This is a genomic window from Antarctobacter heliothermus (assembly GCF_900188425.1).
GTDB lineage: Bacteria > Pseudomonadota > Alphaproteobacteria > Rhodobacterales > Rhodobacteraceae > Antarctobacter > Antarctobacter heliothermus.
Window position 1 is genome coordinate 1 of record NZ_FZON01000004.1, and the last position, 21977, is coordinate 21977.

General features: G+C 61.9%; 20 protein-coding genes and 2 pseudogenes. 12 read left to right on the top strand and 10 right to left on the bottom strand.

Going from position 1 to position 21977, the window contains the following annotated elements; genetic code table 11:
- The 8 genes and pseudogenes from CHB90_RS02970 to CHB90_RS03000 form a co-directional block, all read left to right on the top strand.
- A pseudogene (locus tag CHB90_RS02970) lies at nt 1-273 on the top strand (IS5/IS1182 family transposase); the annotation flags it as partial.
- 377 nt (nt 274-650) lie between these two features.
- The gene (locus CHB90_RS02975) at nt 651-1085 is read left to right on the top strand and encodes a hypothetical protein (protein WP_141135793.1); all 435 of its coding nucleotides are present in this window, start codon (nt 651-653) and stop codon (nt 1083-1085) included.
- Nucleotides 1078-3399 (top strand): EcoAI/FtnUII family type I restriction enzme subunit R, encoded by a 2322-nt coding sequence (gene hsdR, locus CHB90_RS02980; protein ID WP_089276372.1) that lies wholly within the window; start codon nt 1078-1080, stop codon nt 3397-3399. Before CHB90_RS02975 ends, hsdR begins: the two co-directional genes overlap by 8 nt.
- 350 nt (nt 3400-3749) lie before the next feature.
- Nucleotides 3750-4676, top strand: coding sequence for a TAXI family TRAP transporter solute-binding subunit (locus CHB90_RS02985; protein ID WP_089276373.1), 927 nt, complete (start codon nt 3750-3752; stop codon nt 4674-4676).
- Between the two features lie 68 nt (nt 4677-4744).
- Nucleotides 4745-4960 (top strand): hypothetical protein, encoded by a 216-nt coding sequence (locus CHB90_RS26920; RefSeq protein ID WP_245823139.1) that lies wholly within the window; start codon nt 4745-4747, stop codon nt 4958-4960.
- Complete coding sequence (locus CHB90_RS02990) at nt 4954-6615, top strand: TRAP transporter permease (RefSeq protein WP_245823140.1); 1662 nt, start codon at nt 4954-4956, stop codon at nt 6613-6615. Before CHB90_RS26920 ends, CHB90_RS02990 begins: the two co-directional genes overlap by 7 nt.
- 16 nt (nt 6616-6631) lie before the next feature.
- Nucleotides 6632-7219 carry a cupin domain-containing protein gene (locus CHB90_RS02995; RefSeq protein WP_170940970.1) on the top strand — a complete coding sequence of 196 codons (588 nt, stop codon included), beginning with the start codon at nt 6632-6634 and terminating at the stop codon, nt 7217-7219.
- A gap of 49 nt (nt 7220-7268) precedes the next feature.
- The gene (locus CHB90_RS03000) at nt 7269-7952 is read left to right on the top strand and encodes a GntR family transcriptional regulator (RefSeq protein ID WP_089276375.1); all 684 of its coding nucleotides are present in this window, start codon (nt 7269-7271) and stop codon (nt 7950-7952) included.
- A gap of 5 nt (nt 7953-7957) precedes the next feature.
- On the opposite strand, the gene CHB90_RS03005 is transcribed toward CHB90_RS03000, so the two are convergent.
- Nucleotides 7958-8983, bottom strand: a complete 1026-nt coding sequence (locus CHB90_RS03005; RefSeq protein WP_089276376.1) for a YHYH protein — start codon at nt 8981-8983, stop codon at nt 7958-7960.
- Between the two features lie 59 nt (nt 8984-9042).
- Between CHB90_RS03005 and CHB90_RS03010 the strand changes: the two genes are divergently transcribed.
- Nucleotides 9043-9480 carry a MarR family winged helix-turn-helix transcriptional regulator gene (locus CHB90_RS03010; protein WP_089276377.1) on the top strand — a complete coding sequence of 146 codons (438 nt, stop codon included), beginning with the start codon at nt 9043-9045 and terminating at the stop codon, nt 9478-9480.
- A 3-nt stretch (nt 9481-9483) separates the two neighbouring features.
- On the opposite strand, the gene CHB90_RS03015 is transcribed toward CHB90_RS03010, so the two are convergent.
- The 7 genes and pseudogenes from CHB90_RS03015 to CHB90_RS03045 form a co-directional block, all read right to left on the bottom strand.
- Complete coding sequence (locus tag CHB90_RS03015; protein ID WP_089276378.1) at nt 9484-10002, bottom strand: redoxin domain-containing protein; 519 nt, start codon at nt 10000-10002, stop codon at nt 9484-9486.
- Between the two features lie 79 nt (nt 10003-10081).
- Nucleotides 10082-10948: a dioxygenase family protein gene (locus CHB90_RS03020; protein WP_089276379.1), complete on the bottom strand. Its 867-nt coding sequence runs from the start codon at nt 10946-10948 to the stop codon at nt 10082-10084.
- Nucleotides 10949-10957: 9 nt separating this feature from the next.
- Nucleotides 10958-12262 (bottom strand): TRAP transporter large permease, encoded by a 1305-nt coding sequence (locus CHB90_RS03025; protein WP_089276380.1) that lies wholly within the window; start codon nt 12260-12262, stop codon nt 10958-10960.
- Nucleotides 12259-12819: a TRAP transporter small permease subunit gene (locus CHB90_RS03030; protein ID WP_212591563.1), complete on the bottom strand. Its 561-nt coding sequence runs from the start codon at nt 12817-12819 to the stop codon at nt 12259-12261. Before CHB90_RS03030 ends, CHB90_RS03025 begins: the two co-directional genes overlap by 4 nt.
- Nucleotides 12816-13898 (bottom strand): annotated as a pseudogene (locus CHB90_RS26925) (C4-dicarboxylate TRAP transporter substrate-binding protein). The gene CHB90_RS03030 and the pseudogene CHB90_RS26925 overlap by 4 nt, the downstream one beginning before the upstream one ends.
- A gap of 106 nt (nt 13899-14004) precedes the next feature.
- Nucleotides 14005-14655 (bottom strand): malonic semialdehyde reductase, encoded by a 651-nt coding sequence (locus CHB90_RS03040; RefSeq protein WP_089276381.1) that lies wholly within the window; start codon nt 14653-14655, stop codon nt 14005-14007.
- Nucleotides 14652-15524: a fumarylacetoacetate hydrolase family protein gene (locus tag CHB90_RS03045; protein ID WP_089276382.1), complete on the bottom strand. Its 873-nt coding sequence runs from the start codon at nt 15522-15524 to the stop codon at nt 14652-14654. Before CHB90_RS03045 ends, CHB90_RS03040 begins: the two co-directional genes overlap by 4 nt.
- A gap of 83 nt (nt 15525-15607) precedes the next feature.
- Here CHB90_RS03045 and CHB90_RS03050 point away from each other — a divergent pair, with 83 nt between their 5' ends.
- The 3 genes from CHB90_RS03050 to CHB90_RS03060 are packed head-to-tail and all read left to right on the top strand — an operon-like array spanning nt 15608 to nt 18868.
- Nucleotides 15608-15994 carry a YciI family protein gene (locus CHB90_RS03050; RefSeq protein WP_089276383.1) on the top strand — a complete coding sequence of 129 codons (387 nt, stop codon included), beginning with the start codon at nt 15608-15610 and terminating at the stop codon, nt 15992-15994.
- A 48-nt stretch (nt 15995-16042) separates the two neighbouring features.
- Nucleotides 16043-17350 (top strand): malonyl-CoA decarboxylase, encoded by a 1308-nt coding sequence (locus CHB90_RS03055; protein ID WP_245823142.1) that lies wholly within the window; start codon nt 16043-16045, stop codon nt 17348-17350.
- Between the two features lie 9 nt (nt 17351-17359).
- Complete coding sequence (locus CHB90_RS03060; protein WP_089276384.1) at nt 17360-18868, top strand: malonate--CoA ligase; 1509 nt, start codon at nt 17360-17362, stop codon at nt 18866-18868.
- Nucleotides 18869-18965: 97 nt separating this feature from the next.
- Here CHB90_RS03060 and CHB90_RS03065 read toward each other — a convergent pair whose 3' ends face one another.
- Both CHB90_RS03065 and CHB90_RS03070 read right to left on the bottom strand, forming a co-directional pair.
- Nucleotides 18966-20507 carry a heme biosynthesis protein HemY gene (locus CHB90_RS03065; protein ID WP_089276385.1) on the bottom strand — a complete coding sequence of 514 codons (1542 nt, stop codon included), beginning with the start codon at nt 20505-20507 and terminating at the stop codon, nt 18966-18968.
- Between the two features lie 11 nt (nt 20508-20518).
- Nucleotides 20519-21970: a COG4223 family protein gene (locus CHB90_RS03070; protein ID WP_089276386.1), complete on the bottom strand. Its 1452-nt coding sequence runs from the start codon at nt 21968-21970 to the stop codon at nt 20519-20521.
- Between the last annotated feature and the right edge of the window lie 7 nt (nt 21971-21977).

Sequence of the window (21977 nt, forward strand, 5' to 3'; positions counted from 1 at the left end):
AATGCCAAGCCGTGGAAGCCATCGACTGCAGGGGCTATCGCTCGGAACGAGGCGCTGCGCGCTTCGAAATACCTTGGCCGCGCCATCTGGAGAAAATGGAGCGGATACCACCGACGAAGCCGCGCCGAGACGAAGATGCATTGCGTGAAGCTGCTGGGGCAGAGCCTCATGGCGCGCGACTTCGATCGTCAGGTCGCCGAACTTCAGATCCGCGCCGCCGTGCTCAACGGCTACACCGCGCTCGGCATACCCGTCACAGAGCCTGTGGGATAATTGCGTCCGGGGAAAGGGGAACTCCGGACGTTACCGACTTTGCGCAACAAAGCCCTCTTGGACTTTCGTATCCACCAGATTTGCGTGAGCAGGCTCATGTGGCTGAAACACTTCAAGTCTTGAGGGATCAGACGATCAATCTGACTAAAGGCTATGAAATCAAACTCCAAGACCTCGACGACCTCCGCCAATCCCTTTTGCAGAAAGCCTTCTCAGGTGAATTGACATAGATGCCTTTTGAAAGCCCTCCAGACCTGAAACACGACGTCGCGGTGCTTGCCGCTGTCGCGGCGCGGCATTGCCGCCTTCCGCACCCCGATGTCGTCGCAGAGTGTACCGGCCCGGTCTTTCCAACCATTCGAGATCAAAGAAAGCGCTTGGAAGTTGATGAGAGTGCCGGTCTGTTGCTTGACGACAATGTCACACCGCGCTGGGCGCTTTTCTGGGCGCATGGCATGGCGCAGACCCATCATCCCAAAGGCTGGACCATCGCGCATGTCTGGGCCGCGCCCAAGGACCGCGACGCCTACACCCATCTGGCAAACTTATGCCTGATGCCGGAATGCTTGGGGAGCCTGTCGGACAAGCTGGGGCCACTTTGCCCGTACTTGCAATATCATGCCTTTCAGGTCTACGGCTGGCACCCTGCCAGCGCTGATCCCCCGCCCGAGCCTGAGGGGTTCGCAGATATCCGCTGGACCTATTTCGACGCCTACGCCAGCCCACTTGGCTTCGTCAAAGATCGCGTCATGACGCTTAATAACCAACGCGTTGTCAAGCTCAGACCGTTGATGGGGTTCATAGATGAGTAGCGATACCGAAACAGAAGCCGAAACGCGAACCAACCGCATCCTTCCAGTTCTTCAAGCTGCTGGCTGGGGGAACGTTGAAGGGTCACGCATCCGAGAAGAAATGATCTGTCCGGGGCGTATCCAGTCGGGCGGCAAGCGTGGCAAGGGATTGTCCGCCGACTATGTCCTGATCCACAAAGGCCACAAGCTCGCCGTTCTGGAGGCCAAACGCGCCGGTGTGAGCCACCGCAACGGCGTCGGGCAAGCCAAGGATTACGCCACGCGTCTGGGATCGCGCTTTGCCTATGCCTCGAATGGGTTGAAGTGGTACGGGATCGACATGTCCACCGGGGCCGAAGGCGACATGGCCTTGCCCTTCCCCACGCCGGATGAATTGTGGGACCGGACCTTTGCCAGTCAGAACCTATGGCGCGACCTGTTTGGGGCCGTGGATTTTGAGACGGACGGCGGCAAGTGGGAGCTGCGCTACTACCAGCACAACGCCATCACGGCGGCGCTGGAGGCGCTGGGCAAAGGCGACAGGCGCATTCTGCTGACGCTTGCCACCGGCACCGGCAAGACCTCTATCGCGTTCCAAATCGCGTGGAAGCTGTTTCAGGCCAAGTGGAACCTGTCTGGGGCACCAACGCGCCTCCCGCGCATCCTGTTCCTCGCCGACCGCAACATCCTCGCCGATCAGGCCTACAATGCCTTCTCTGCGTTTCCGAATGATGCCGTCACCCGCATCGACCCCGGTACGATCCGCAAGAACAAGGGAGTGCCGAAGAACGCCAGCCTGTTCTTCACGATCTTCCAGACCTTCATGACGGGCGAAGGCGAGCCAGTTTATACGCAGTATCCGCCCAACTTCTTCGATTTCATTGTGATCGACGAATGCCACCGGGGCGGGGCCAAGGACGAAAGCGAGTGGAGGCGACTTCTTGAATACTTCGAACCCGCCGCCCAGCTTGGCCTGACTGCCACGCCCAAGCGCAAGCACAACGCCGACACCTACGCTTATTTCGGCGAGCCAGCCTACACCTACGCCCTGCGCGACGGGATTGAAGACGGGTTTCTGACCCCGTTCAAGGTGCGCCAGATGGCCAGCACGATTGACGAATATGTCTGGGACGGCTCCGACGAGTTGCTCGAAGGCGAGGTGGAAGAGGGGGAGCAATTCACCGAAAACGACTTCAATACCCGAGTGATCATCGAAGAACGTGAATTGAGTCGGGTCCAAGAGTTCATGAGCCAGATCAATCAGCGGGAAAAGACGCTGGTGTTTTGCGCAACGCAGGATCACGCGGCGCTGGTGCGCGACCTGATCAACCAAGTAAAGGTGAGCAACCACCCGGATTATTGCCATAGGGTGACGGCAGAGGACGGCGCGGTCGGCGAGGCATGGTTGCGCACTTTTCAGGACAACGAAAAGACTATCCCCACGATCCTGACAACCTCTCAGAAGCTCTCCACGGGCGTCGATGCGTGGAATATTCGCAACATTGTTCTGATGCGCCCAGTCAAGTCGATGATCGAGTTCAAACAGATCATCGGGCGAGGCACGCGGACCTACGAGGGGAAGGACTACTTCACCATCTGGGATTTCGTAAAAGCGCATCTGAACTTTCAAGACCCCGAGTGGGATGGCGAGCCTGACGATCCAGAACCGCCAACCCCGCGACCACCGTCAGCGCCAAGCGATACCGACGATCCTTCGCCGAAGCCTGACGATGCGCCCGAAGATGACGAGCGGACCGCGACAATCAGGATCAGTCTTTCGGACGGGACGGTGCGCGAAATTCGATACCTAGCGACCACGACATACTGGAGCGCAGACGGGCGGCCCATGACGGCGCAGCAGTTTCTTGTGCAGCTCTTCGGCGATCTGTCGGGACTGATCCATGACGAGGACGAGTTGCGCAGGAAATGGAGCAATCCAACGACACGGGTCGCCTTGGTGCAGCAACTATCGGATCGCGGTTACGATGCGGAGAAGTTGGAAGAGATCAGACGCATGGTCAGCGCTGAGAATAGCGACCTATTCGACGTATTGGCCTATATTCTTTATCAGTCGGATCAGAAAACGCGCCGTGAACGTGCCGAAGCGGCCAAGTCGGACGTTGAGTCTCAAGAAAACGAAGACTTGCGGGCACTGTTGGTTAGCGTCTTATCCGCATACGAAGAGCGGGGTTTCGAAGAGCTTCGCATTGAAAAGCTTGGGGAATACCTTACAGCACGCTTTGGCGGGGTCTCCGAAGCCAAAAGCAAGATTGGTGACGTGAGCGTTATCCGCGCGGCGTTTTTGAAGGTCCAAGAGGCTCTCTACCGCCACTAGTCGACGAAATTGGGGGTATTTTTGGGGGTAGGCGAAAAAATGCCAAGGTAAAATCCGTTTTAATACAATTCAGTAGACGTTAAATGACGGTACCTCTTGGCACCACGTTTCCAATGACTCGTGAGTGAAACAGCATTCTCATTCCGCTATACGACGCCCGGCATCCGCCCCGGTTTCGATTGTGGGCCGGTGACGTTGTCGCTGTATGGACCCTGTTGCGGCAAAGACCCCTGCCCGTCCGAGGGTGTCGCCTTCTGGCGTCGGGAACTATTGAGCGCCGGATTAAAATCGATATTTTTTATTGTATACAATAAATGTCGCTGTTATCGTTCTGGCAGGGAGGATCTATCATGCAACATTTCATCAAGACACTCACGGCGGGCGCAGCCTTTGCGGCCATGTCCTTTGCGGCATCCGCCGAAGAATACCGGATCGGCACGGCCAGCGTTGGCGGGGCCTTCTTTCCGGTCGGGCAGAGTATCTCGAACCTAGTGAACAAATATGCCGGGGGCGGCATGACCATGGTTCCCATCGTGACGCAGGGATCTGTACAGAACCCGCGCCTTGTGGCCATGGGAGAGGTCGAACTGGGCATCACCAACGCAAACCTTGCCGCTGATGCGGTGGCCGGGCGCGGCGCCTATGACGGCAACGTGCTGGACATCAAGGCACTTGGCCCGCTGCACCCCAGCGTGTTGCACATGGTTGTAGCCGATGGCTCCGACATCCAGAGCTTTGCGGACCTCAAGGGCAAGCGCGTCGCCGTTGGCCCCGCAGGCGGCGGCACAATGGGGTTTCTCAACAACATGCTGCCGGTCTATGGCCTGACGCTGGATGACATCACGCCCAGCTTTCTCAGCTACGGCGACGGGTTCAGCCAGTTGTCCGATGGTAACGTCGACGCGGCACTGGCGCTGTCGGGCTATCCCGCTGCCGCCGTCATGCAGGCCGCCGCCTCTGGCAAGCTGCGCATGATCACCATGGAGGCGGACAAGCTGGCGCAGATCCTTGAGGAAAACCCGGCCTACAGCACCTATGACATCGCGCCCGATGTTTACGGCATGGACGCCGCGGCCACCGTGCTGGGCGTGACCAACATGCTGATCGTGCCTGCCAGCATGGACGTGGACGTCGCATCGGCCATCGTGTCTGCGATCTATGATCATCTGGATGAGTTTGCCGCCGAAAACGCCAACGCACGCCAGATCGACAAGGCGCGCGCAGCAAAGCTGTCCATTGATCTGCATGAGGGCGCCGCAGCCTATTTCGCGCAGTAACGCGCCGCGCGGGGCCCCTCACGCGGCCCCGCCCCCTCCTGCCTTTTGCACCAGAAAAGGAGCGCGCCATGCCCGGCCTGCGCGAGATCCTCACGCCTGCAAGACTGCTGGCCGTCGTGGCCTTTGTCTTTGGCGCCTATCATCTGCTGATCGTCTCTGGCGTGATCGCCATGTCGACGATGGAAATGCGGCTGACGCATCTGATGCTGGCGTTGACGCTGCTCTTTGCCCGCAAACCCGCCGCCAAGGGGCTGGGATCGCCCGCGCGCTGGATGTGGTGCTGATCGGCGCGGCGCTTGTCGCCAGCGGCTGGCTGCTGATGCGGTGGAAGCCGATCGCCTTCAGCGGCGGCATGACCATCGAACAGGACTACTGGGCAGGCATCGTCATCGTCGCTTTGGTGTTCGAGGCCGCGCGCCGCGGCATCGGCCTGATCCTTGCGATGATCACGCTGGTGTTTTTCCTCTATCCCTTTGTCAGCCCGTGGCTGCCCGGCATCCTGAACGGACGCGGGTACGGATTGGAACGGGTTGTGACATTCCTGACCACCGACACACAGGGCATCTATGGTATCCCCATCGGGGTGGCGGCGACCTATATCATCACCTTCACCATCTTCGGGTCGTTGCTGTCGCGCCTCGGGGCCGGGGACTTCTTTTTCGAGATTTCGTTTCGCCTGACGCGCGGAATGCGCGCGGCTTCGGCCAAATCCGCCGTGCTGTTTTCCTCGCTGATCGGCATGGTGTCCGGCTCTGCTGCAGGAAACGTGGCGGTGACCGGCACGCTGACCATCCCGCTGATGAAGCGCGAAGGCTACAAGCCGCATCAGGCGGCGGCGGTTGAGGCGGTCGCCTCAACCGGCGGGCAGATCATGCCGCCTGTCATGGGCGCTGCGGCCTTTATCATGGCCGAGGTCGTGGGCGTCTCCTACACCGAGATCATGGCCACCGGCCTGCTCCCTGCGCTGCTGTTCTTTGGCACAGCTTTTGTCGTGGTCCACCTGCGCGCGGTCCGCAGCGGGATCAAGCCTGTGACGACCCCCACAACCGACCGGCGCAGCACCGCCCGCGTTCTTTGGGACGGGATGCCGTTCATCGCCGCCTTTGCATTGCTTCTGGGTCTGATGTTGATGGGCTATTCACCGTTCAAGGCGTCCCTTTGGGCGATGGGGGCAATGATCACCGCCACCGTGATCTGGAACCGCCGCATTGACCGAGACCTTCTGGCCCGTATTGCAGGTGCCGTGACAGAAGGCGCGTCAAACGTCGTCACCATCTCGGCCGCCTGTGCGGCGGCGGGGATCATTGCGGGCGTTTTGGGACTGACCGGGCTGGGGTCCAAGATCGCGGTGCTGATTGACCTCGGATCTGGTGGCAGCTTGCTGATCGCGCTGGTGCTGACCATGATCGTGTCGATCATCCTTGGCATGGGCCTGCCCACCACCGCCGCCTACCTGATCCTTGCCACCGTGGTTGCGCCCGCGCTGGTCAAGATGGGGGTGCCGGTGCTGACCGCCCATTTCTTTGTCTTCTACTTCGGCTGCATCTCGACGATCACACCACCTGTGGCGCTGGCCGCCTATGTGGCGGGCGGGATCGCGGGGGCCGATATCAACAAATCCGGCTGGACCGCCGCCGCCTATGCCGCGCCCAGTTTTCTGTTGCCCTTCGCCTTTTGCTTTGGCCCCGGCCTGCTGTTGCAGGGTACGTTGGGCCAGAATGTGGCCGCCGTCGTGACCGGCGCGCTGGGGGTGACGGCGCTGGCCATCGCCGTGATCGGCGTGCTCCACCGGCCTCTCTCCCTCTTGGGCCGGGTCGTCGCCGCGCTGGCGGGGGTTCTGTTGTTGTTTCAGGACCTCCTCAGCGCGGCGATCGGCGTGGCGCTGATGGCGGGCCTCTGGGCCCTAACCGAATTCCGCGCGCGCAAGCACGCCACCTGACCCGAAAGGATATCCCATGAAAGAGTTCCGCCGCGTTGTCACCGGACACGATTCCACCGGCCGCGCCATCATCGAAAGCGATGCCACCGCCGCACAGTTCCTTGAACGACCCAACCGCCCCGGTGTGCGCCTGACCAATTTCTGGATCTCGGACGGCACGCCCGCTGAATATGACGGCGCGACGGAGACCTGCACCGGCGATTTCACCCTGCACCCGCCCGCCAATGGCAGCGTCTTTCGTTGTGTCGAGTTCCAACCCGAAGACCCTGAGGTCATGGCCAAACTGGACGGCGCAACTGCCTTTGCCGAAATGGGCGCGGCGGCGAACATCGTCGAAGGCGCGCGCCATCCCTTCATGCACCTTACCGACAGCGTGGACTACGCGCTGGTGTTGACGGGTGAGATCTGGATGCTGATGGACGACCCCGAAGACGACGTTCTGCTGAAGGCCGGAGATGTCTGCATCCAGCGCGGCACCAATCACGCCTGGTCCAACAAGGGGACAGAAACCTGCATCATCATGTTTGTCCTGAACGATGGCGTCACCACCCGCGACGCGAAAGGTGACACGCGACGTGGCATTCCTGCCCGCCCGCAGACATGAGCAGGTCTAGGCGCTTTGCCTTTGCACAGACCGAGGGTAAGAAAAGCGCATGAACGCCAACAGCCCTGCACCTGTGACACCGCCTGTCGTTTCGGCTACGCAAAACACCTATCAGGCGATCCGCCAGATGATCATCACCGGTGAACTGGTGCCGGGTGAAAAGCTGAAGATCGAAAATCTGAAGGAACGCCTGCAGACCGGCGCGTCGCCGGTCCGCGAGGCGTTGACCCTGTTGGTCTCCGACCAGCTGGTCGAGCGGCTGGACCAGCGCGGCTTTCGCGCCGCCCCGGTCAGTCAGGAAAACTTTTCCGAGATCCTCAAACTGCGCTGCGCGCTAGAGGACATGGCCTTGCGGGAATCGGTTGCAGCCGCAAACGACGCCTGGGAAGAGGCGCTGGTGCTGTCCCATCACCGCATGGCGCGGGTTGATCCCGGCGACATCGCCACCTTCGAGGAACGGCACAAGACGTTTCACGTTGCCTTGCTGGCGAATTGCGGATCACCCATTTTGTTGCGCTATTGCAGTCAGCTGTACGATCTGAACGTGCGCTACCGCTATCTGGCGGGGCGGTCACAGAATTATGGCACGCGCGACGTACCGCGCGAACATCGTGAAATCCTTGAGGCGGCAGTGGCGCGGGATGTCGATCTGGCCTCACAGCGCCTGCTCAGCCACTACCAGCAAACCGGCACCTTCCTGCGCGAACGCCCAGAGGTGCCAGTAGAGGGCTGATCGCCTCAGTCTGCCGGCGGCGGTGGTGGTGCGCCTGCGCCGCCCGGGGGTGGCCCTCGGCGCGCCATCGCGGACGCGTCACACATCCCGGCCTCGCCATCCAGCGTGCAGCCCACTTCGGCCACATGGCAGCCAAGAATGGCGTTGCTGCCCGGCGCGCCTGCGAAATAGCGATAGCCTGCGCCCTCGACCATCAGGCCGTTGCAGGCATCCAACTGGTCAACAAGGTCGTCACGGTGCGCCATGATCGGAAACCCGTCCATCGCAATCCCGATCTGCTTGTCCGTCTCCGCGACCTCTGTCGTGGTTGCGGGCGCATCTTGCAGACAGTCGGTCTCGGCGTGGTAGTGGTATCCGACATGGGTGTTCACATGGCCGCCGCAATCGTCGAAAGGCGCAATGGTATAGGCGCCCAGGATCGCATCCACCGGCGCAGGCCCATCCAGACGCACACCGTTATAGGCAAGGCCCGATCCCGCGCGGTTGGTGGGGGAAGGGGCATCCATCAACTGCGGGTGCAGCGGGATGACATAGGTCAGCGATGCCTCTTCCGGCACATATTCCGGCAGACACTGGACACAGTAGTTCTGATAGGCGGGGTCCACATCCGGGCGGGCGGCCGCCTCACATGCCTCAAGCGTGCCGGTATAGCGGACCGCGCCGGTATCCGCGTCGAACAACTGCCAGTTGGTGTCACCGTAGATCTCGGCCAGTCGGGTGATGAACGCGCCGTCAACGTCTGCAATGCCATCGTCCACGAACCAGATACCGCCCTTGTCGGCCTCATCGGTAACAGAGGTCGGGCACCATGGACCGGGGGTGTAGTCCTTGGGGTCCGGTTTGACCGTGATGGTAAAACATCTGGTTTCGGTCCCTCCAGACAGGGTGCAATCGACAACCTCAGGCCCGGAAACGATGGTCGCACCGGAATAGAACGCCTCAATCTGGTGGATCTCATCGTCATGGGCCAACGCGGGGAAGGCCGTCAGCGCGGCGATCATCGTTCCGGCAATGCGGAGTTTAACGGGCATGAGCAAGGGGTCCTTCGAATCAGTTGTCGTCACATACTTAGCATACTAAGCATAGAGTCATGAACACGCATCGTCATCTTTTTCATCTTTTGCTGCATTCCGCCGATATGATGGATGCCGAACTGACGCGCCGGTTGAAACCGCTTGGCCTTGGTCCCCGACAGGCGCTCATGATTGACGGTCTGGCCCACATGGGAGAGGTGTCACAGGCCCGGCTTGCGCGGGCGTTCAAGGTGACACAGGCCAGCATGAGCACCATGACAACCCGGTTGATCGCGGGCGGCTATATCGCCCGCCGACCAGATCCAGAGGATACGCGCGGCAACCTGTTGTCCCTCACGGACAAGGGACGCGGGCTCTTGGCTGAGATCGACGCGGTCTGGACCTCGATGGACGCCTATGGCGCCGAGGCATTGGGGGCCGATCGCTTCAAGGCGCTGACACAAGAGGCCGGGGCGCTGCGCGATGCGCTTGGCGGCACGCGCCCCGGCGACTGATGGTCAGGCCGTCCCGCGCACGGGTCGGTCCTTGTCGATGTTAAAGATCATGCCATCCAGCAATTCCACCAGATCGGGCCGCGCGGCTGGACCGTTGGAAATGTCGACCAACATCAGTGTCCCGTCGGGCCGAAGGGCAAAGGCACCGGGTTCGGCAAAGATGGCGTCGGTCTCTGCCTCGGACAGCGGTTCCGAGACATACAAGCCAAGTGACCGCATCTGGGGTTCGGTCAGGCCATAGCAAAGGTCAAAGGCCCAGCCGAACTCTGCCTTGTCGGCCAGCGCCTTGTCTTCGGGATCAGCAGACACGACCGCTACATCCATATGCGCCGTCCAATCCGGCAGCGCGGCGCTCAGCTTGGACAGGAACCGCTTGCAACGCGGGCAGTGCTTGCCGCGATAGACAAACAGCATCGTCCAACGGTCTTTGGGCGTGCCGATGGAAATGGATCGGTTCTCGCCAGCGACGGCAAACTGCATGGGGTCGACCTTTTGGCCGACGCGGGGTTTGGGCGATGTCATGGTATGTCCTTTTGATGCGGTCGCGGGCACATGAACAGAGTGCCGCCCCCTTGCCAATACCGGGGCGGTCACTTGATCCTCAGCGGCGCAGCAGTTTGAAATCGAACTCCACTTTCGACCACGCGCCGTCCACCTTGCCGGACAGATCGAAACCATCCGGGAAGGTGCCCGCCGGTTGCGGATCATAAGACATGACTAGATCGCGGCGCACGCCGAACACGGTGTCCTGATCCAGATAGGGATCGTCATCCGGGAACACCTCTGTCACCAACTCGCGGCAGCCGTCCGCCGTGATGATGAAATGCAGGTGCGAGGGCCGCCACGGATGCCGCCCGGCGGCGTTCAGGATCTGCCCCACCGGCCCGTCCGTCGGCACGGTGTATTCCACCGGGCGCACGGTGGTAAAGGCATAGCGCCCGTTGTCATCCGCAGTCATCAGCCCGTGAAACGACATGATGTCCTGGTCCGGGTCCTGGCTGGAATACAACCCGTTGGGCGCGGTCTGCCAGATGTCCAGCTTTGCGCCGGGGATCGGGTTGCCCTCCAGATCGCGCACCTGTCCCTGAACCAACAGCACCTCGCCCTCAAAATCGCCGTTTAGGTCGGCGCCAATGGCAATCGGCGGCGCGTCAGAAACATGGAATGGCCCCAACACGCTGGAACTGGTGGCACCGGGGTGCGAGTTGACCATGTCCACCAGCGACGACAGGCCCAGCACGTCCGACATCAACACAAATTCGTTGCGCTCAGGCGTTGTGATCTCTGCCGCCCATTCCATCGCCTTCAGCCCAGCGCGCCATTCGTCGTGGGTCAGGCCAACCTCTTTGGTAAAGGCGTGCAGATGGCGGGCCAGTGCGCCCATGACCTCTTTGAAACGCGGATCGGTGTCCGGGCCGAAATAGCCGGTGAAAACCTCGGTGATATTGTCGGGCGTCACGTCACGCATGGCAGCCTCCTACAGCAGAACAAGGGAAAGAGAGGGGAAGGCGATCAGCACCACAAGAACCACCAGCATCACCGCCGCAAAGGGCAGCGCGCCAAGGAACACGTCCTTCAGCGTGATGCGCGGGTCATTCAGCGTCGCCTTGATGACGAAACAGGATATCCCCAAGGGTGGCGTCAGCAGGCCGATCTCTGCCCCGATCACGGTGATGATGCCGAACCAGACAAGGCTGAGGCCCATGGGTTCAATCAGCGGCAGGAACAGCGGCACAACGATCAGAATGATCGACGCCGTGTCCAGAATGGTGCCAAGGAACAGCATCAGGATGACATAGAAGATCATGATGACGACAAAGCTGAACTCATTGCTGGCAAGAATGGCTTCCAGCTCACGCGGGAGACCGGCAAGGCCCAGCATCCGGCTATAGATCGACGCGGCGGTGATCAGGAACAGGATCGCGGCGGTGATGTGCCCGGTCTCGATCAGCGTATCCCACAGTCCGCGCCACGTCATCGACCGGCGCGCAACGGCGATGATCAGGCCCAACGCGGCCCCCGCAGCACCGGCCTCGACCGGGGTGGTCCAGCCGAGGTAGATGCCGCCGATCACGGTCACGATCAGGCCCAGCATGGGCAGCGTACGGCGCGCGACCTCCCCCCAACTCATCGGGACGTAATCCTCGGCCGGGCGACCACCGACAAAGCCGGGAGTGAACCGCCCCATGACCCAGATCGCGCCGATATAGGCGCCGGCCAGCATCAGGCCGGGGATCACACCCGCCATGAACATCTCACCGACCGATTGTTCGGCCACAAAGGAATAGATGATCAGCATCGCGCTTGGCGGGATGATCATGCCCAGCACCGACGACCCGGCCACAACCCCCACCGCAAAGCGCGGGTTGTAATCGTATTTCAGCATCTCCGGCACCGCGACCTTGGAAAAGACAGAGGCCGAGGCAATGGAGCTGCCGGTCACGGCGGCAAAGGCGGCGTTCGCGCCGACGGTGGCCATGCCGATGCCGCCCAGCACACGCCGGAACGCCGCGCTCATGACCGCGTAAATGTCTGATCCAAGGCCCGCCTTGGAGACCACCAACCCCATGAAACTGAACAGCGGAATGGTGGCAAAGGGGTATTCCATCGCGCTTTCGCTGATGGCGATCTTGAGCAGGTTCAGCGCAAGGGTAAAGTTGTCACGCATCAACCAGATCGACACAAAGGACACGGCTGTCAGCGCAATGGGAATATACACGCCCAGATAGATCAGGGTTACGATGGCCGCGACCGAGATGGCGCCGATTTCGATGGGGCTCATTGGGTGTTCGCGCTCCCCGGTTTGAGGACTTTCAACGCAAAGACCGTGGCGCAAAGGATGGCACTGGCCAGAACGGTCAGTTTGATCGGCCACCAGGGCGCGGTAAAGACACCCGGAATGCCGAAGTAGTCCTGGCTTTCCCACATCTCGAAGAACAGCGGGAAAGAGGCGATGGCGATCATTGTCATGACGATAAAACTCAGAAGGTCGATGGCCCGGCGCAACAGGTCCGCGACACGCGGCAACCGCGTTTCAAGCAGGACCAGAAAGCCGTCCGACCGGGTCAGCCGCCCAGCGCGGATCACGTCTGGCAGTTGCAAAAAGACAATCAGCACCATGGCGAATTGCACCAGTTCGATGGTGCCATGCAGCGGGCGATTGGCAAGAGTGCGCGCCAGCATGTCGTAGTTCACGACTATCACCAGCATGAGCACCATCAGCGTTCCGGTTGCGTTGGCCCCCAGTGCGACGCCGTGAACCAAACGGGACACAGCGCCGTACAGCCGCCGGTAGCCTTGTGCTACCGGCGAACCGCTTTGGGCATTGGGTTTTGTCACTTGGACAGCCCGGCCGTCCAGTCGCGCAGGGCGTTGCCTTCACCGGCACCCAGCTTGTCCAGATAGGCGCGCAGCATGTCCGATCCGGGCTTGCCGTCTTCGTCCAGACCTGCGGCCCATTCAGAGGCAATGTCCGGCAAGGACGCAGCCCATGCGGCGCGCTGGTCTTCGGTCATCTTGACGATTGTGCCGCCACCGGCGACATAGGCCTCGCGCGCCTCAGAGGCACGTTCCATCGCCAGTTCCGCAAGGTGATCGCGGTAGGCTACTGCAACCTCTTCAATCGCGCCTTTCACTTCGTCAGGCAGGCCACCCCAGAAGTCGGCGTTCGCCGTCACGGTCTTGGTGTTCACTGCGCCCAGATCCGCCTCCAGCATGTAGGGGCCCACCTCGGAGATCTTGAAGGTGGCCGCCGCCTCGGGCTAGAGCATGGCGCTGTCCACCAGTCCGGTTTGCAGCATGTTGTAGAAATCGGTCAGGCCGCCACGCACACCGGCTGCGCCCTCGATACCCTCGACATACCGCAGGTTCATGCCCGCGCCAGAGATCTTGGTGCCTTCCAGATCGGCCAGTGATTCGACCTTGTCGCGCGAGAACAGCTGATAGGTGTCCAGCACCACGCCAGTGGTCAGGTAGACTTGGTTCTGGGCGGCAAATTCCTCACGCATGGTCGGGAATTCCTTGGCGATCTCGTCCACCGCCTTGGACACCACCCGCGCATCCGACGACACAAACGGTGTCACCGCTGAAATCGCCTGGCTGGGAAGTTTGGAGCTGTGGAAGATCGTGGTGACAATGCCGATGTCGCCAAGACCCAGTTGGAGACCCTCCAGCACGCCGCGCGGCTTGACCACCGTGCCGCCATAGCTTTCACGCCAGTCGATGGTGTAGTTGCCGCTTTCGGCCAGGCGTTTGTCGACCTCGGGGATAAAGAAGTTGGTAAATTCCTGCACCCACATCGACCGCGCCGGATAGCCGTCGATCACGTTGATGGTGATGCTTTCCTGTGCCCAGACCGGGGCGGCAGTTGTCAGCAAGGTCGCCAGCGTCGCCGCCAGCCCTTTTGAAACGTAAGTCATGATGGTCCTCCCTTGGAATGCGCCGCCTGGGCGCGATCTGCCGGCCCGGTTGTCCGGATCGCGGCGTTTCTTCAGACGTTGGCGCGGCTCCTCTTCCGCGCCAATGTCAGATCACTGTGCTTACGTCGTCGAACGAAAAGCGCGGTAACTTGCCGAACAGGGCGCTTTCGTCGGCGTAGCCGAGATTGCACAGAAAGTTAGATTTCCAGCCATTTTCGGCAAAGAACTCCTGATCGACAATGGCGTTGGAAAAGCCCGACATGGCCCCCACATCCAGGCCAAGCGCCCGGGCCGCGATCATGAAATAGGCGCCCTGCAAGGTCGAATTGCGAAGTGCCGTGATCTCACAATGCCCTGGCTTGTCGCGGAACAGGGGGCGGCGGTCCTCATGCGGAAAGGTTTCCGGCAGGCGGGTCCAGAACATCGGGTCATAGGCAATGATCGCCGTCACAGGGGCGGCCATCATCTTGGCGATGTTCTTTTCCTTCAGCGATTTTGCCAGCCGGTCCTTGGCCGTCTGGCTGCGAACATAGATAAACCGCGCGGGCAGCGTGTTCATGCTGGTCGGCCCGGCAATCATGATCTCATGTATGTCACGCAACAACGCATCCGGCACCGATCTGTCTGTCCAGGCGTAGTGCGAGCGCGCATCACGCAGGATCAGATCGATAGAGGCATCGTCCAGCCGACCCTTGCGCGAGCGCAGATCGCGAACGGCCTGTTGTGCGTCAGCGCGTGGATCTTCGACCTCACTCATTCCGCCGCCTTTGCGAGGTCCGCCTCATCCACGATCGGATTGGCGCAGATGCCGATGCCCTCGATCTCGATCTCGACCACCTCGCCCGGGCGCAGCCAGCGCGGTTCGGGTTTCTTGGCGTGCCCAACACCCGGAGGCGTGCCCAGCGCGATCAGGTCACCCGGCTCCAGCGTGGTGAACTGGGACATGATGGCGATGGTCTGCGCCGGGCCCCAGATCATGTTCCCGGTGTTGGAGCTTTGCAGGATCTCATTCCCTACCCGGCTTTCGATCTTGAGCCCTTTGGCGCCCTCTGGCAGTTCGTCGGGAGTCACCACGAAGGGGCCGATAGCGCCGGTCTGGTCAAAGTTCTTGCCCGGTGTCCACTGATGCGTCTTGCGTTGGAAATCGCGCACCGATCCGTCGTTGAACACCGTATACCCAAAGACGTGCTCCAGCGCGTCCGCCTCGGGGATATGCCGCCCGCCCTTGCCGACGACGATCATCAGCTCTGCTTCATAGTCCAGCTTGTCAGAGCAGGTTGGCCGCACCAGCGGCGCACCAGCGGCCATGATGGATTGGCGCGTGCGCATGAAAATCGCCGGATAATCCGGGATGTCATAGCCGCCTTCCTGGATATGCTCGATATAGTTCAGGCCAAGGCACAGGATCTTGCCCGGCGAACTCACCGGCAATTCCGGGCTGATCTCCGTGACGGCAACGCCCGTGCCCTCTACTGCGGCAGCCTGCACCATCAATGCCGGCGAGGCGATCAACGCCGACAGGTCAGTCCCGATCTCTGGCAGCACAGCAGACAGGTTCACCGCCTGCGCCCCGTCGACCCTATAGACCGCAGCGGCCCCCTCAAACGTCCCCACCAGAAGTTTCATGGCTTCTCCTCTCAGAATTTCCTTTCTTTTGGCGATAAAAAATGTGTATGTCAATAAATATCGATATTTTGGAGAGTAACAAAATGCCGGACTGGACAACATACCGCGACACCGCACGCGCACGCGGCGCATTGGGTCTGGAACTATATGCAGTCATGACGGTTCCTGCCGCGGACGGGCCGGATCTGGGCACGGTCCTGCCCGATCACCTGACCTATCAGAGCACGCTTGAATCGCAGGGCAGCCTGGTCCTTGCCGGGCCGCTTTCAGATGAAACCGGCACCCAGATCGAGGGCGCGGGACTTATCATCTACCGCGCCGAAACGCTGGAGGCCGCCCGCGCGCTGGCCGACGCCGACCCGATGCACAGCACCGGGGCGCGCACTTACACCCTGCGCCGCTGGCTGGTAAATGAGGGTTCGCTGACCGTGACAGTTGGGCTGTCGACTGCGAAAGTGACGCTGACCTGAGTCCGGTGTCCCACCGTTCCGGACCGGACCATTCCTGAAAGAGCCAAGATGCAGATGATCCAGTCGAGCTATCTTATCGACCTACTGTCGACCATCACGCAACGCAACCGATCTGGCGCCCGCCTTGATGACAAACGGTCCGCACGCGAATTGTGCGACCTGCTGCTGACAGATCTGGGGGACGTGTCGTTCAGCAAGGTGTCCCGCGCGCTGCTGGCAAAATACCGCCAGATGAGCGTCACGGAACAGCGCACCTTTTTTGACATGCTGGCGCATGATTTCGACATAGACGCGGATACGCTGGCCCAGCTTGCCACCGACTATGCCAAATCTCGCGATCCGAACACGCTGGCTGCCCTGACCGCCTGCGCCGAACCGCCCCGGCAGGAATTGCTACGCCGCCTCAACCGGGTCGCCGGAGCGACGGCTGACCTAGTTGCGATGCGCTGTGATCTGTTGGCGATGATAAAGGACGCACCGCATCTGGCGGTCATTGATCAGGATTTCCTGCATCTCTTCCGGTCGTGGTTCAATCAGGGCTTTCTGGTACTGCGCCGGATCAACTGGGACAGCCCCGCCAGCATTCTTGAAAAGATCATCGAATACGAGGCCGTCCATGCCATCGACAGTTGGGATGACCTGCGCCGTCGCCTGCTGCCCGATGACCGGCGCTGTTACGCCTATTTCCACCCCGCCATGCCGGATGAACCGCTGATCTTTGTCGAGGTCGCCCTGACCGATGGCATTGCGGGCAACATTCAAGCCGTGCTGGCAGAGGACCGCCCCGCCCTGTCGCCGGACAAGATCAACACCGCCGTCTTCTATTCCATCTCCAACTGCCAAAAGGGGCTGCGCGGGATTTCCTTTGGCAATTCGCTGATCAAACAGGTGGTCGAGGATCTGAAAACCGCCCTGCCTCAACTGACCACCTTTGTCACACTGTCGCCCATCCCCGGTTTTCGCCGCTGGGCCGAACAGGCGCTGTTCACCCTGCCAGAGGCAGAAGCGGCCAAACTGGCGCAGGCCATGGCAGAGGCCGAAACCGGCGAGGGCGATGACACCCTGCGCGGCTACGTCGCCCGCTACCTGATCACCGAGAAACACAAGCGCGGTGGCCCGCTGGACCCGGTGGCGCGCTTTCACCTCGGCAATGGCGCGCTGATCCATGACATCCACATCGGCGCGGATCGCTCTGCCAACGGGCTGCGGCAGTCCTGTGGCGCGATGGTCAACTACCTCTACGACCTCGCCCAGATCGACCCAAACATAGAACGGCACTCGACCTCCGGGACCGTGGCCCATGCCCGCCCGCTGGCCACCCTGCTGAAATCCCACGCCGCCAAAACACAGACCTGAAAGACCACGATGACCAATCACCTTTTCGACCCGCTGTTCGGCTGCCACGCTGGCAACACCGCCCCCTTTCTGCACCTGCCGGGGGGGCAGAACCTCAGCTATGACGACATGCTGACCGCCTCGGCGCGGATGGCCAATGTCTTTGCCGATCTCGGCCTGCAAAAAGGCGACCGCGTCGCCGTTCAGGTGCAGAAATCCGCGCCCGCGCTGGCGATCTACGCCGCCTGTCTGCGCGCCGGTCTGGTGCTTTTGCCGCTCAACACCGCCTATACGGCGTCCGAGCTTAGCTATTTCCTCGGCGATGCCGAACCCGGGCTAGTGATCTGCGATCCCTCGCGGGCCGAGGCGATCACACCGCTGCTGCCGCAGGGGGCCAACCTGCAGACGCTGGATGCAGGCGGCGAGGGAACCCTCACCGACCGGGTCACAGCAGCCTCCCCGGACCAGACCCCCCTGCCCTGCGGTCCCGATGATCTGGCCGCGATCCTCTATACCTCGGGCACCACGGGCCGGTCCAAGGGCGCGATGCTGACCCATGACAACCTGTTGTCAAATGCCCGCGCGCTGGCCAATCTCTGGCGGTTTTCGGACAAGGACGTGCTGCTGCACGCGCTGCCGATCTTTCACACCCACGGGCTGTTTGTGGCGATCAACGTCTCGGCCCTGGCGGGGGCAGCGATGCTGTTCCATCCCGGCTTTCAGCTGGACGCGGTTCTGGACGACCTGCCGCGAGCCACAGTGCTGATGGGGGTGCCGACCTTTTACACCCGCCTGCTGGGCGACGCGCGGTTCACCCGCGATCTGGTCGGGCATATGCGGCTGTTCGTCTCCGGCTCTGCCCCTCTTCTGGCGGAAACCCATGAACAGTTCGAGGCGCGCACCGGCCACCGCATCCTTGAACGCTATGGCATGACCGAAACCAACATGAACGTGTCGAACCCCTATGACGGCGAACGCCGCGCCGGGACGGTCGGGTTCCCACTGCCGGGGGTCGAGCTGTGCATCACCGATCCCCAAACCGGCGCGCCCCTGCCCGACGGTGAGATCGGCATGATCGAGGTGCGCGGCCCAAACGTCTTCAAAGGCTATTGGCGGATGCCGGAAAAGACGGTCGAGGAACTGCGCGACACCGGGTTTTTCATCACCGGCGATCTGGGCCAGATCGACAAGGATGGCTATGTCGCCATCGTCGGTCGTCAGAAAGATCTGATCATCTCGGGCGGCTACAACATCTACCCCAAAGAGATCGAAGTGCTGCTGGATGCCCTGCCCGGCGTTGCGGAATCCGCCGTTGTCGGCGTGCCTGACGCGGATTTCGGTGAGGCGGTGATTGCTGCCATCGTCGCCACCCCCGGCGGCACGCCCGACCCCGACGCGCTGCTGGAGGCGCTGCGCCCGCAACTGGCGCGGTTCAAGCATCCCCGCGCCATCCACCTGCTGGAGGAATTGCCCCGCAACACGATGGGCAAGGTTCAGAAAAACCTGCTGCGCGACCAATTCGCCACGCAGCCGACCTGACCTTTCCCATCCTCGGGGCAATCCCGGCCGATCGTGGCCTTGGCTTGACCCGCGCCGACAGAGTTGCGCGGGCGTGGTGCCCGCGCGTGGAAAGGCGCTACTTTGCGCCTTCCTTTTCGGGGGTTTCGACCTCGATCACTTCGGCATCTTCCGGCTCTGGCATAGGGGGCTTGGCCTCGGTCGGGGCAGCGGTTGCCGGCTCGTCTGGGCCGACGTCGATCACCTCGGGGGTGTCTTCGACCTCGTCAGACTTGTCCTCCAGCGCGCTGCCGATGATCAGCGGCAGCATGTTGGCCCCCGCCGGCAGCACCACTTCGGATTGCGGCGGTGTGGTCCAGCTGAGCGTATCGAAGGCCGAACAGTTGGAACAGATCGGCGCCCAGTCCGCGTGGATCGTATTGCACTTGTCGCAGACCCATTGGGGGCCACGCGACGCGGTCAGCGCCTTGGCCAGCCAGCCACGGATCACCGCGTCCTTGGCGCCTTCGCCCTTTTCGATGGCCGCCATGATCGCCAGCACGCGGGCATCGGGATTCTTTTCGAGCAGATCGCCCAGCGAGCGACGCGCCTCCGGGAAATTCTCGGCAGCCAGGTTCAGTTCGGCCTTGAGCAGCTTTGTCTCACGATGATCGGGCTGAATCCGGGTGAGCTGCACAAACCGCTGAACCCGCTGGTCCGGCGTCTCATTCGGTTCGATGGCGGCAAAGGCGGCGGCCAGGTCGGGGTGCGGGTGCGATTCCCAGGCCTTCTTGATCACCTTCACCGCGTTGCGCTTGCGCCCTTGATCGATGTAGGCGCGCGCAGCCAAAGCGGCAGCGGGGATCAGATCGGGTGAGGCACGGTTGGCCTCGATCGCGGCCTCTGCAGCCTTGCCGCTAGCCTCTGGATCGTCGATTTCCGTGGCCGAGGACAGCGCCAGCACCGCATCCCGACGGCGGTAGACATCACGCGGCAGCGCGCCATGTTTCAGCTTGGCCGCCAGTGTCTTGCGCGCGCCGGACCAGTCGTGCTTTTCCGCCTGCAATTGCAACAGCGTATCCTGCACCTCGGCGTGTTTGGGTTTGATCGCAAAGGCCCGTTCGGCCAGTTGCAGCGCGGTATCGGTGTCGCCGCTGGCCAGCTTTTGCTTCATGATCCCGCGAATGCCGACAAACCGCGTGCTGTCGGTTTTCAGCAGGCGTTTGTAGACCTCTTCGGCCTTGCGGTTGTCGCCAACCATTTCCGCCGCCTGCGCGGTGATCAGGTCGGTCAGTTCCGGCTTGTGCAGGTATTTCTCGGCCTTGGTGGCCTTGGCAATTGCCAGACGTCCCTCACCCGAGGACAGTGCCATCATGCCCTCTGACAGGGCCTGATAGCCCTTGCGCTCGCGGTTGCGGTCGAAATACCGGCTGAGGGCGGTGTCATCGCCATTGATGAACTTCAGCGTCGCGATAACCAGGCCGAACAGCTTGAAGAACAGCCAGACCGCAAAGACGACGACAATGGCGGCCATGACGGATTGCAGCGGGCCAAGGGTGAATTCCATCCCCGCGACGGTGATCTGAATGCCGCCCGAGCTTTCCAGCAGGTAGCCGGCGCCAAGGGCCAGGGCCGCGACCAGCGCGACGAACACAACGATCTTGATTAGTGACCAAAGCATGGTTCCGACCCTTATTCCTGGTTCAGTGTCTGGGTGAGATCGGCAGCGGCGGCGAGGGCACCGCGCCGCAACCGGGCCATCGCCACCCAGTCCGACATTTCATTCTGTGCCGCCTCCGGCAGCATTTCGATCTCTGTCAAAACAGTATTCAGATCGCCATTGCGCAGCGCCGCTTCGGCGCGTGACAGGATCGCGTCCGGATCATTGCCTTCGCGCGGCGTGACAGAGCGCGCGCCAAGCTGGTTGCGGAAGAAACCGGCAACGCCGCCTGCATCCTCTTCACTGGCACCGCTGGCGCGGGCCACCGCCAGCGCGTCACGCGCCGCGTCGGGAAAGCTGGAAATCAGGGCAGAGGCCGTGGGCAACCCGTCTTGGGCGCCCTCAACCAGAGGCGTCGGCACATCCACACCGTTTGCCGTCAACACGGCCAGCGGTTCGACGTAGGGCTGACCGTCGCGGGCGCGGGTGGTCAGATCGGCCAAGGCGGCGCGGCTGGCGGCAAGGGTGGCGCGACTCTCGGCGCTTTGCTCGGACGCGCGGGCGCGGTCTGCCATCGCCTCGATTTCCTTGCGCGCGGCCTCCATCGAGGCCAGTTGGTCTGCCTGCGCAGCCGCGATGGCGGCCTTTTGGGCGGCAACATCGGCCTTGAGCGTCTCAAGCTCGCGTTCATAGGCGGCAACGGTGTCCGGCGACACTGCATCGACCAGCGGCTGTTTCTCGATCGAGGTCAGCCGGATGTCCAGGGCCGTGGCCTTGTCGCTGAGGCCGGTCAGCTTGGTGTCCAGCGCCGCAAGGGCGGTCCGAAGGTCACCCAACCCGCCCTCCAGAGCGGTGACAGAGGTGCCAAGCGGAGCAAGGTCGATCTTGCCAAGCGCCTCATCCGTGGTGGCCGTCAGTTTGGTCAGCGTTTCAATCTGTTCGCCCTGCGACAACAGCGCGGCCCGGGTTTCCGTAACAAAGGGGTCTTCGCCCTCTTCCGTACCACCCATAAAGGGCAAGTCGGGGTAGCTGCCCGCGACAAAGCCAAGCCCGGCGGCAACGACACCGCCCAGCAGCACCGGCATGAAGCCGCCTTTGCGTTCGACCACCGTTTCGCGGATCACCTGCGGCGCAGCGGCAGCGGCCATCGCCGGGTCTGCATCCATCCCGGGCGCGGCGGCGTCGGCCACCAGCGTATCCTCATAGGGGTCCGCATCCAGCACGTCGTCCCCGACACTCACGGGATCGGTGTCAGCCGGATCGCCGGTTTCCAGAATCGGATCCGCGACAGTGTCGTCCTCTGCCTGTGACCGAAAGGTATCTTCCACAACATCCGTCGACTCTGCCGTCAGGCTGTCGTTGTTGTCGGCACCCGGCAGCGTGTCTTCTGTTTCCGGCGCGTCAGGTGTCAGCGCATCCGCCTCAGGCGGGCTGTCTTTTGCCGCACCCTTGTCGGCGGGCTTATCCTTGGTCGACTTCGCCACTTGATCA

Coding starts and splice junctions, on each gene's coding strand:
- CHB90_RS03015 (WP_089276378.1), bottom strand. CDS start 10,002: ATGACATCGCCCAAACCCCGCGTCGGCCAAAAGGTCGACCCCATGCAG.
- CHB90_RS03025 (WP_089276380.1), bottom strand. CDS start 12,262: ATGAGCCCCATCGAAATCGGCGCCATCTCGGTCGCGGCCATCGTAACC.
- CHB90_RS03055 (WP_245823142.1), top strand. CDS start 16,043: ATGCAGATGATCCAGTCGAGCTATCTTATCGACCTACTGTCGACCATC.
- CHB90_RS03060 (WP_089276384.1), top strand. CDS start 17,360: ATGACCAATCACCTTTTCGACCCGCTGTTCGGCTGCCACGCTGGCAAC.
- CHB90_RS03020 (WP_089276379.1), bottom strand. CDS start 10,948: ATGCGTGACGTGACGCCCGACAATATCACCGAGGTTTTCACCGGCTAT.
- CHB90_RS03045 (WP_089276382.1), bottom strand. CDS start 15,524: ATGAAACTTCTGGTGGGGACGTTTGAGGGGGCCGCTGCGGTCTATAGG.
- CHB90_RS03005 (WP_089276376.1), bottom strand. CDS start 8,983: ATGCCCGTTAAACTCCGCATTGCCGGAACGATGATCGCCGCGCTGACG.
- CHB90_RS03065 (WP_089276385.1), bottom strand. CDS start 20,507: ATGCTTTGGTCACTAATCAAGATCGTTGTGTTCGTCGCGCTGGTCGCG.
- CHB90_RS26920 (WP_245823139.1), top strand. CDS start 4,745: ATGCCCGGCCTGCGCGAGATCCTCACGCCTGCAAGACTGCTGGCCGTC.
- CHB90_RS03050 (WP_089276383.1), top strand. CDS start 15,608: ATGCCGGACTGGACAACATACCGCGACACCGCACGCGCACGCGGCGCA.
- CHB90_RS02985 (WP_089276373.1), top strand. CDS start 3,750: ATGCAACATTTCATCAAGACACTCACGGCGGGCGCAGCCTTTGCGGCC.
- CHB90_RS03040 (WP_089276381.1), bottom strand. CDS start 14,655: ATGAGTGAGGTCGAAGATCCACGCGCTGACGCACAACAGGCCGTTCGC.
- CHB90_RS03010 (WP_089276377.1), top strand. CDS start 9,043: ATGAACACGCATCGTCATCTTTTTCATCTTTTGCTGCATTCCGCCGAT.
- CHB90_RS02995 (WP_170940970.1), top strand. CDS start 6,632: ATGAAAGAGTTCCGCCGCGTTGTCACCGGACACGATTCCACCGGCCGC.
- CHB90_RS03000 (WP_089276375.1), top strand. CDS start 7,269: ATGAACGCCAACAGCCCTGCACCTGTGACACCGCCTGTCGTTTCGGCT.
- hsdR (WP_089276372.1), top strand. CDS start 1,078: ATGAGTAGCGATACCGAAACAGAAGCCGAAACGCGAACCAACCGCATC.